The organism is Lactobacillus acetotolerans DSM 20749 = JCM 3825 (assembly GCF_001436775.1).
In the GTDB taxonomy this organism is placed as follows: Bacteria; Bacillota; Bacilli; order Lactobacillales; family Lactobacillaceae; genus Lactobacillus; species Lactobacillus acetotolerans.
In genome coordinates this window covers 37,054-48,089 of sequence record NZ_AYZC01000008.1, presented here as the reverse complement: position 1 = coordinate 48,089, position 11,036 = coordinate 37,054, and the positions used below count along the sequence as shown (strand labels likewise).

Annotated in this window: 6 protein-coding genes and 1 pseudogene; 5 read left to right on the top strand and 2 right to left on the bottom strand. The window is 37.8% G+C overall.

The window, feature by feature from the left end; translation table 11 throughout:
- A partial coding sequence (locus FC77_RS02380) for an SLAP domain-containing protein (protein WP_056969974.1) occupies window positions 1-525 on the top strand: 525 nt, incomplete at its 5' end.
- 106 nt (window positions 526-631) lie between these two features.
- On the opposite strand, the pseudogene FC77_RS02375 reads toward FC77_RS02380, so the two are convergent.
- Both FC77_RS02375 and FC77_RS02370 read right to left on the bottom strand, forming a co-directional pair.
- Window positions 632-2,891 (bottom strand): annotated as a pseudogene (locus FC77_RS02375) (HAD-IC family P-type ATPase).
- 149 nt (window positions 2,892-3,040) lie between these two features.
- Window positions 3,041-3,892, bottom strand: a complete 852-nt coding sequence (locus FC77_RS02370) for a glycosyltransferase family 8 protein (protein ID WP_054681463.1) — start codon at window positions 3,890-3,892, stop codon at window positions 3,041-3,043.
- A 232-nt stretch (window positions 3,893-4,124) separates the two neighbouring features.
- Between FC77_RS02370 and FC77_RS02365 the strand changes: the two genes are divergently transcribed.
- From FC77_RS02365 to FC77_RS02350, 4 genes are all read left to right on the top strand, one after another.
- Entirely contained in the window at window positions 4,125-5,450 is a 1,326-nt protein-coding gene (locus FC77_RS02365) for a replication-associated recombination protein A (RefSeq protein ID WP_056969973.1), read from the top strand.
- Window positions 5,451-5,664: 214 nt separating this feature from the next.
- A complete protein-coding gene (ppsA, locus tag FC77_RS02360; protein WP_056969972.1) occupies window positions 5,665-8,070 on the top strand; it encodes a phosphoenolpyruvate synthase in 2,406 nt (801 codons plus the stop codon).
- A 230-nt stretch (window positions 8,071-8,300) separates the two neighbouring features.
- Window positions 8,301-9,293 carry a LacI family DNA-binding transcriptional regulator gene (locus FC77_RS02355; protein WP_056969971.1) on the top strand — a complete coding sequence of 331 codons (993 nt, stop codon included), beginning with the start codon at window positions 8,301-8,303 and terminating at the stop codon, window positions 9,291-9,293.
- Between the two features lie 52 nt (window positions 9,294-9,345).
- Entirely contained in the window at window positions 9,346-11,034 is a 1,689-nt protein-coding gene (locus tag FC77_RS02350; RefSeq protein ID WP_056969970.1) for an alpha-glucosidase, read from the top strand.
- The last annotated feature ends 2 nt before the right edge of the window (window positions 11,035-11,036 follow it).

Sequence of the window (11,036 nt, the reverse complement as noted above, 5' to 3'; positions counted from 1 at the left end):
ATGGCTACTTACGGGACTGTTGTCACGATCCGTGGTAAGAAGTATTACACCATTGATTATAATCACTTTATGAAAGCCAATAACTTTACTAAGATTGCTAATCCAGACTTGGCTAATAGTGAATTATCACCAAACGCTAAGCAAGATAGCAACAAAGCATTCACAGTCAAAGCTTTGCAGCACAATGCTTACCTGTATAACAGGGAAGGTAAACGTGCTAATAAGGTCATCTTGAATCTGAATTCCAAGGTAAAGACTTATGGCACAACGACGATCAATGGCCGCAAGTTCTATGTGGCAGCTAACAATTACTACATTGCAGCTGGCAACATTGACGCAACTAAACGTAAACTTACGCATAATGCCTATATCTATAGCCAGTATGGTAATAGAATCGGCCGGAAGGTGGTGAAGCAGCACCAAGTAGTTGGAACTTATGGCGATCCCGTTGGGATTCGTGGTAAGAGCTATTACATCATTGGTTCCGGTCGTTACCTCAAACGGGCAAATTTTGAAACTCGTTAAGGTTTAGCAATGTCCTAACATATGTACACAATTTATTGGGCGTAAATAGAAAGGTTCTGTAATTATTTCGATTACAGAACCTTTTTTGTGTCTTATTGATTTTTAATTATATTTTACGAATGACAGTTAATATTAAAGCTGTGAGTACTGAAATGAAGGCAATCGTTAAGATTAGTTTCATGCTGATAGAAGTAATCCCCCAACCAGTGAGAGAAAGGGTAATGGTAATAATGCAATTAAGAATAATTGCTGTGGCTACGGCTTTACTTGGTTTACCTAACCAGAATGTCTTTTTAGTGCGCGTCATTAAAATGGTGAGCATTGCACTGAATATTAGATAGCAGTATAACGCAGAACTTATTTGACCGCTTGAGAAGTTATTTGCATTTAGATAGTAAAGGATAGCGAATCCAACTGCTGTCCAACCAATAGCTAATACAATCGCAATTTTACTTAAATTAAATAAATTCCAACTTTCAGGCTTATGAGTAATGACAGTATTGTCGGTACCCAATACTAAAGTTACCAAATCATTGAGTATGGCTACTAGAATCATCGCGTTTAGTCCTAATGGCATGAAGTGGAAGATAATGTAGCCAAAGACTAGCAACATTGAAAGTTCAGCTGAACGAGACAATTTAGTAATTGTCCAGGTTAACATTCGCTGATAAACGCGGTGACCACTGTCTAAGATTTCAATGATTGGCATCAATCCATCCCTCATTAAAATCATTTTTGCAGAAGTTTTAGCTAAATCAACGGCATCTTTTACAGCAATTCCCACACTTGCTTGTTTTAATGCAGCTGCATCATTAACACCGTCACCGGTCATCCCTACAATATAGCCTTGTTTCTGCATTAGTTTAACCATTTCTAGCTTATTTTCAGGAATAACATCAGAAATACCGGCTAATTGGTCAATTTGCACGTTTTTTAAATCAGAATACGAAACTACCTTTCCCTTAAGCCCAACTTCTTGGGCAACGGCAGCCGCAGTTTTTTGATTATCACCGGTTAGCATGATGACTTTTACACCACGACTTTGGATCTTTTTAATAGCTGCAGCACTATCAGGACGTGGTTGGTCTTCTAAAATAAAAATACCAATAATTTTACCATTTACCATCACGGCAACTGTTCGCCCAGAAGAAAAATCGATCTTTTCTGGTAATTTAATAGGTGAGTGGGCTATGTTGCTTAATCTCTTGAGGGATCCAAGTTTCACCATAGTTTTATCATTAATTGTTGCTTCTGAATATCCTATATCGGGATTGAACGGCTGGAAGTTAGTTTTGTTTAGAGACTCGATTCCCTGTTGTTTTGCATATTTTAAAATGGCCAGATCGATCACACTAGAATTACGCCGATCGGTTACACTGACAGCGTACTGAATCGCATCCCTGGTGTTAACGTGACTTAGATTATAAAAACGGACTACTTCAGGTTTATTAGCTGTAATTGTACCGGTTTTGTCTACTAATAATAGGTTTAAATTGGCAGCCTCCTGAATTCCGCTCAAATCGCTGACTAGGATATGATGTTTACTTAATTCTTTGGCTTCAACTGAATTAGCAACTGCAAAGCTTGAGGGCATTGCAATTGGAATGGTCGCAATAAAAAGCATTGCTAAGAATGGCAACATATTAATTAAATTTTCGTGCCGAATTATCGCCACAATAATTAATATAATTGCCAAGATAGCATCAAGAATTGCTAAATAGCCGATTACTTTGCCTAAGAGAATTTGTAATTGTCCAGGAGCAGATGATTTATTGATTAGGCTAACCGTTTTTCCAGAACGACTATTTTTACCAGTCTTGGTAACGATTGCTAAAGTATGGCCGCTTAGAATCTCGGTGCCTGAAAAAGCAGCAGTAGCTACCGAATGGGTGACAGCTTTTGCCTCGCCACTAATACTACTTTCATTAACGGAAATAGGGTGGGTTAGGATTTTTACATCAGCTGGGATAATATCACCCTGCTTTAAGCTGATTATATCTCCTACGACTAATTCTCTTGCAGGAACCTTAATCCACTTACCAGACCGCTTAACTGAAGCAGTTGGATTTAATTTGTGTGCTAAAGAGTGCAGGAACTGTGTTGGCCCGTCTTGACTGAATAGCTCCGGTGAATGCGGAAAACAAGAGCATTGCCACCACAAAGAATGCCTGGATATATTTTCCTAAGACAAATTCAATTAAGAGGGCTACTTCAAGGATCCAGGCTGACGGCTCCCAAAGTCGTTTTAGTACTTCCTTATAAAAATTGAATTCTGGTTCTGCTACCTCGTTAGGCCCATCAACCATTAATTTGTTTTTTGCTGCTTCTCGGGTTAATCCCTGAATCTTATCTTCTTTTTCTAGCATGCTGATCACCTCAAAATTTAACATCAAAAAAACGCCTATTACATTGGGCTCTATAAGAGTTTGTGCAATAGGCGTCATTAAATTGCTTAGCAATTTTTAAGACGAACGTCATCGTCTTATTAACTTGTAAATATACAGTAGCGCTTTTGTTATTGGCTTGCAATCAATTTATTTACGATCTGCTGGTAGTTGAGATATAGCGCTTTGAAGCGGGTATTATTCTTGTCTTGCCATGGTTTAGGTTTACCGCAGAAATGTAGAATTGAAGTGTTTTTCATTACCCATTCAAGATTATATTTGCCACTGCTTTTTACCAAATAAATAGAATAGGCTCTGGCATCATAATTCCACCTGGTTTCCGGAATTTTCAGAATGTACTTCCCGTATAAGTAGTTCAAAATATCCTGGTCAGGCAGAATTAAAGCATCATGATGCTTATTGATCACTGCACTTATATCTCTTAATTTAACCATCTTACGCATTTTATCCAGGTCCATGACCATGATTCCAGAATTGAAGTAACCATACTTGGTGCCTAAACGGATGTTGTTAATTGAACTCATGATATCTGTTAAGCCTTCGTGAACTGAAGCAGCAAACATATTGCCTTTAAGATCCAAGTTCCATAACTGTGCAATCGAATTGATTATGAGAATATCTGGGTCCAAATAGATAATTTTATGCAATGAAGCTGGCAAAATATTGCCGCACAGTAAGCGGAAGTACATTTCTTTAGGATAATCATGCAGGTTAATTAATGATTGGGGGAACTGAAAATCTTGATTCATGGCTAAACTTTTTAAAGCCAAACCTATTTTGTCAGTGAATCCTTTGAGATTATTAAGTGCCGCATCACTAATATCTTCGTAAATAACCCAGATGCGAAAATGAGATTGCGGGTTATTAAGCCGCATTGAGTATAACATTACTTCTAGTGGCTTGATGTAGTTTTGGTTAATCGTTACCAGGATTTCAATTGGGTTTTCTTTATGCTTATCCATGTTTTCTTTCCTTGAATCATATTTTTAGGTTATGAATTAATTATACAATAAGAAGAATTTTAAGAAAAAGCGGTTTTCATGTATTAGAATACATAAAATCGTAGAATAAAATTTTTTATGTATCCCAAAACTAAATACTTGTGTCGTTCAGTTTTACATAAAGGCATGGGAATGATTACAATTAACTAAATAGATTTTTATTAATGAAACTTAAATGTTAGAAAGTGATTATATGCGACAAGAATCACTGTTTGCTAATCAATCAGAGAATAATACACCGCTTGCCAGTCGGGTGCGACCTAAAACTTTAGACGAATTTGTTGGGCAAAAGCAGCTGCTTGGAAAAGGTAAGATACTCCGTGAAATTATTGAAACAGATCGAGTATCCTCAATGATTTTCTGGGGACCTCCCGGTGTCGGTAAGACAACTTTGGCTGAAATTATTGCCAGGCAAACTAAAGCTAAGTTTTTGAGCTTCAGTGCAGTTGACAGCAGTATCAGTAAGATTAAAAAAGTTATGCACCAGGCGGAGAAAGACCGGGAAGTAGGTGAAAAGACGATCGTCTTTGTTGATGAAATCCACCGCTTTAATAAGGCACAGCAAGATGCATTTCTACCATACGTAGAACGTGGCAGCATCATTTTAATTGGAGCTACTACTGAGAATCCATCGTTTGAGGTTAATTCAGCTTTGTTGTCCCGCTGTAAAGTCTTCGTCCTTAAAGAGCTAACGACTGCTGATATTATGCAGTTGTTGCAGAATGCATTAAAAAATCCGGAAGGTTTTAAAGATCATAAAATCATCATTGGTAAAGATGAAATAAGGGCAATTGCTAACTTCGCTAATGGGGATGCTCGTGTTGCCTTGAATACTTTGGAAATGGCGGTTTTAAATGGTAAAAAGGATGGCAAGAATATTACCATCACTAAAGACGATCTGAAGCAATTAATTAATAAGAAATTTGTTTTATACGATAAGAAAGGTGAGCAGCACTACAATATTATTTCCGCCCTGCATAAATCAATGAGAAACAGTGATGTGGATGCGGCAATTTATTGGTTATCTAGGATGCTGGCTGGTGGAGAAGATCCACTATATATTGCGCGTAGGTTAGTCCGCTTTGCCAGTGAAGATGTCGGCTTGGCAGATACAAATGCTTTAAATGTAGCCATTAATGTATTTCAGGCTTGCCAATTCTTGGGGATGCCAGAATGTGATGTCCATTTGGTTGAAGCTGTCACTTATTTAGCGATGGCACCTAAATCGAACGCAATTTATAAGGCAAAATTAGCAGCAGCTAAGGATGTTAAAGATTATCCGGATGAACCAGTACCGCTACAAATTAGGAATGCTCCTACCAAATTGATGAAGGATTTAGGTTACGGTAAGAATTATAAATTGGCTCATGCCGCTAAGGATAAGTTAACTACAATGAAAACAATGCCGCCTTCACTGGAAGGGCACCATTATTATCATCCGACTACTCAAGGACACGAAATTCGTTTTAAAAAGCGCTTAGAACAGATTCAGCAATGGCATAAAGAACACGATAAATAAAAGAGATAGTCACCCAAGAAGGTGGCTATTTTTGTCTTTGTTATTTTAATTTTCTGTTGTTGGTTTTATCGTTTACTATAGCCATGTTTTTGCTGTTAAGCTTACCTTATTTTTTATAAATGTGGTCTAGATAGGTTGACAAAAGTGCCAAAAAATAAGACAATGAAAACGGTTACAAAAGTAACAAATTAGTAGCATAGAAAGTTGTGAATTTATGGAGTCTAGAGATAAAACTTTTGTGTTATGGTTCAATGATTTACGTCGTAAGGACGTTAATTTAGTTGGTGGTAAATCATCTTCACTGGGTGAGTTAACATCAGGGACTAATGTACCTGTTCCTTATGGTTTTGCCACAACCGCAGCCGGTTACCGTCACTTTATGAAAGAAACCGGTTGTAATGATAAAGTAAATGCTTTACTCAAGACCTTGAAAGATCCTGAAGATTCCGATGAGTTACATCGTGTATGTTCAAAAATTAGAAAGATTATGACAAGCGTCAAGATGCCAGATGACCTGGCTAAAAGCATAGGTGACGCTTATGACCAATTGGCCAAAAAGATGGGTCAAAATGAACCATTTGTAGCTATTCGTTCGAGTGCCACTGCTGAAGACTTGCCAAATGCATCCTTTGCTGGTGAACAAGATTCTTATTTAAATGTTCATGGCCGCGATAATGTCATTAAAAAAGTCCAACAGTGTTATGCATCACTGTTTACTGATCGTGCAACTTATTACCGAATTAAGGCAAAGTTCCCACAAGAAAAAGTTGCTCTATCAGCCGCTGTTCAAATGATGGTCTTTTCAAAGGGATCAGGAATTATGTTCAGTGTTAACGTAGCTAACGGTGACGATACTAAAGTCATGATTGAAGCTGTTTGGGGCCTTGGCGAGTATGCGGTACAAGGTACCGTAACCCCAGATGATTACATTGTTGACAAGAAGTCAATGAAGATCGTTGATAAGACCATTCCAAGCAAGAATATCGAATTAGTTCGTATGCCAAATGGTGGCGTTGAACAAAAGAATGTCCCAGAGAAGATGGCTAAGAGCTCAGTTTTGAATGACAAGCAAATTGTAGAATTGGCTCGTTACGCTGAAGAAATTGAGAAGCACTATGGCTGTTACATGGACATGGAGTGGGCTCTTGATCCAGACGATAAGTTATGGTTAGTCCAAGCCCGTCCAGAAACAGTTTGGTCACAACGTAAGAAGAATGGTGATAAGAAGCCTGAGGAGCAAGAACAAGGAAGCGACACTAAAGCCACTAATAATAAGGTTCTGCTTAAAGGTTTGCCAGCAAGTCCTGGCGTTGCAACCGGTACAGTTCACGTTATTGATGATCCAAAGGATATCAGCAAGTTCAAGAAGGGCGAAATTTTAGTAACCTTGATGACCTCACCAGACTGGGTACCAGCAATGCAGAAGGCTGCCGCAATTGTTACTAACAATGGTGGTATGACTTGTCACGCTGCGATCGTATCTCGTGAAATGCAGATTCCGTGTTTGGTAGGTACTTCAAGCAGAGGTAACGCTGCTACTAAGATATTAAAGACTGGTCAAGAAGTAACTATTGATGCTAAGAACGGTATTGTTTACCAAGGCCGTGCAGAGAATATTCTTAAGCCGAAGGAGAAGGCAGCTAACAGTGCAACTGCTGCTCCAGCAGCCGAATACTTCCCACCAACAGCAACTAGGGTAATGATGAACTTAGGTGACCCAGATCTTGCTGAAAAGTACGCTAGTTTACCAGCCGATGGTATTGGTTTAATGCGTGAAGAGTTCTTATGGACTACTTACATTCACAAGCACCCACTTTACTTAATTGAAACTGGTCACCCAGAATACGTTGTTAATGAATTAGCTAACGGTATCAGTAAAGTTGCTAGAGCAATGGCACCACGTCCGGTAGTTTTGAGATTTTCAGACTTTAAGTCAAGTGAATACCGGAACTTAAAGGGTGGAGATAAGTTCGAGCCGCATGAATCAGCCGATTTGCTTGGCTGGCGTGGAGCTTCAAGGTATTACGATCCTAAATACTTGCCAGCATTTAAGTTGGAATTACAAGCTGTTAAGAAGGTACGTAATGAGTATGGTTTGAAGAACTTGAACGTAATGATTCCATTCTGTCGGACCGTTGATGAGGCTCGTAAGGTAACAGATATTATGCGTGAAGAAGGTTTGGTACGTAGTGCTGACTTCAAGGTTTACATGATGGCTGAGATTCCTTCTAACATCATTTTAGCTGACCAATTTGACCAATTTATTGATGGTTACTCAATTGGTTCAAACGACTTGACCATGTTGATCCTTGGCTGTGACCGTAACAATGACGTTGTTGCTCACCTGTTCGACGAGCGTAACTTAGCTGTTAAGCGCGCAATTCGGCACCTGATTAAGGTTGCTCACAATGACGGTAAGACCGTTTCAATTTGTGGCCAGGCTCCTTCAGAGTATCCAGAATTTACTGAATTCTTGGTACGCAGTGGTATCGACTACGTATCCGTAAACCCAGATATGGTTAAACAAACTAAGCTTAATGTTGCTCACTTTGAGCAAAGAATTATGCTTGATAAGGCAACTGGTTTAGGTAAGAAGGATCCTGAAAATTACAACTGGTAAAGTTTGAACTTATCAATGAGTAATTGTTAAGCAATAATTATGAACTAGTTAAGTATATAATATAGATTTTTTGAATAACTGCGATGATTAAAGGATTGTCGTAGTTATTTTTTTATTTATAATTGTTTATATTGTTGAAAGTGAATTTTTTTACTAAAAGCATTGACATTTAATGTAAGCGGTTATATTATGATTATGGAAACGATACCATATGTAAATGAGATGAGTTAATGACAACAATTTCTGAGATAGCTAAGGAAGCTAATCTTGGTACAACAACGGTATCAAGGTATTTGAATAATCAACCTTATGTCAGTAAAGAGAAAAGGCAACGGATTGAAGCAGCAATTAAAAAGCTTGACTATACTCCCAATACGGTTGCCAAGCAATTGCGAACACATAAAACTAACCAGATTGGTGTTTTAGTTTCGAGAATTACGAACCCATTTTTTGCTCAGCTGATTGATGGGATTGAGAGGCTATTGCATAAATATGGTTATAGCGTAATGGTTATGCAAACTTATGATGATCCAGAAGTTGAACAACATTTTCTGGGGATGTTAGATAGCCATGAAGTTGATGCTATTATGCTTGCATCGATTGAGAAAGCCGATCAGATAATTAAAACGGCGAAAAAATATCCTGGCAAAGTTATTTTAGTAAATGAAGATATACCAGAATTAAGGCCTAATTCAATTATTTTAGATCACTATGATGCGGTTAAGACTGGCTTACGGTATCTGTTCAATAAAGGTTATAAAAGAATTTCTTATGTAACTGGCGGTTCTTTTACTAGCAGTGATCATGGGAGTACCCGAACACAGGCTTTTCTAGATTTTATGCAGGAACACAATTTGACAATTAAAGCTGATTGGATTTTTGAGGGTTACCACACTATTGATGATGGTTTTAAATTAGCAAACAATATATTGAATTTAAAGCAAAAGCCTGAAGTTGTTTTCACTAACTCAGATGAAGTTGCATTGGGTTTAATAGTCAATTTGCAAAAGCATAATATTAAGATTCCTAATGATATAGCCGTAATGGGTTATGACGATCAGCCGCTTTCTAAATATGCGGCGGTGCCGATTACTACGATTCATCAGCCTGTTGATGATTTAGCTAGAGCTGCAGTCCATAAACTGTTAGATAATTTAAAGGTAAAGAATCATATTCAAGTTCCAAAAATGAAATTGAAGGTTATTATTCGAAAAAGTACTTAAAGTTTTTTTGTATACTTTGTGGAATCGATACCAGATAAAGGAGTTAAAATTTGTGATTAAAAATAAAAAATGGTGGCAAAAAGAAGTTTTCTACCAAATTTATCCTGCCTCTTTTAAAGATTCAAATAATGATGGCATTGGAGATATCCAAGGTATTATTTCTAAGTTAGGCTATTTGAAGAATTTAGGTGTAAACGTTCTTTGGCTGTCTCCAATTTATCAATCGCCGATGGTTGATAACGGTTATGACATTTCAGATTATTTTAAAATCAACCCTATTTTTGGCAATATGAGGGACTTTGATGAATTATTAAAAAAGGTTCATCAATTGGGTATGAAGCTAATTATGGATTTGGTCGTTAACCATACTTCTGATCAGCACCCTTGGTTTAAAAAAGCACTTAAAGATCCGTCTTCTAAATACCGTAATTACTATATCTTTAAGAAGGGTGACGGCGATAATCCGCCAAATAACTGGCGGAGCAACTTCGGTTATGGATCAGCTTGGGAAAGAGTAGGTGCCAGTAATGATTATTACTTACACGTCTTTTCTAAACAACAGCCTGATCTAAATTGGGAAAATCCAGAATTACGCAATGAAATTTATAAAATGATCAATTGGTGGCTTGATAAGGGAGTTGATGGCTTCCGGGTTGATGCCATTACCTTCATTAAGAAAGATCAAGACTTCAAGTCTTTGCCAGCCGACGGTCCGGATGGATTAGTTCAAGTAAAAAAGAAGACTGAGAATCGACCAGGAATTGAAAAATTCCTGCGTGAAATGCGCGATCGCTGTTTTAAGGGCCGCAAGATAGTCACCGTTGGCGAAACCTCAGGACTGAAGTATTCAGATTTTCCTACTTATATTGGGGATCATGGTGTCTTCTCGATGGCCTTTGATTTTCACTATGCTGATATTGACGTTGAATCTGGTTCTGAATGGTACAAGCGGACTGATTGGAAGCCAAAAGATTTAAGGAAATTAATTGATGCCAGTCAAGAGTCAATTGAACAGACTCCTGGTGGTTGGTCTGCCAACTTTTTGGAAAACCATGATCAACCACGTAGTGTTTCTAAGTACATTCGCTCATTATCCTATAGAAATAATGGGATTGGCGCTAAAGCTTTAGCAATTATGTATTTCTTCTTGCGTGGCTGCCCGTTTATCTTTCAAGGGCAGGAATTAGGTTTACAAAATTTTGAACGTGAAGATATAAGCGAATTTAATGATGTTTCCAGCATTAGTAATTATGAACAAATGCTGAAGTTAGGTATTAGTCCTAAGCAGGCTTTGCATTATATCAATCTACGTTCGCGTGACAATGGCCGAACGCCGTTTCCGTGGAATAATGACGTCAATAATGGTTTTAACAACGGAACTAAACCCTGGCTCAAGTTAAATGAGAACGTTGGTAATAGTACCGCTAAAGATGAACTGCAGGATAAGCAATCGGTCTTAAATTTTTATCGGCAATTAATTAGTCTACGCAATAATCCTGATTATTCGGACGGTTTAATCTATGGAGATTATAAAAAAATCAGTGATTTACCTGATAAGGTGGTTGGCTATCAGCGTGGTAAAGATTACGAGGTGTTAGTTAATATGAGTGAAGAAAGGCAGAGGCTTCCGTGTGCAAAAGCTAAAATATTAGTTTCTAATTATTCGGAGCAACATGAGGTTGATCAGAATTTGGAATTAAAACCTTATGAGGCTGTTTTAATAAAGAAAGTTGAGGAGTAGAA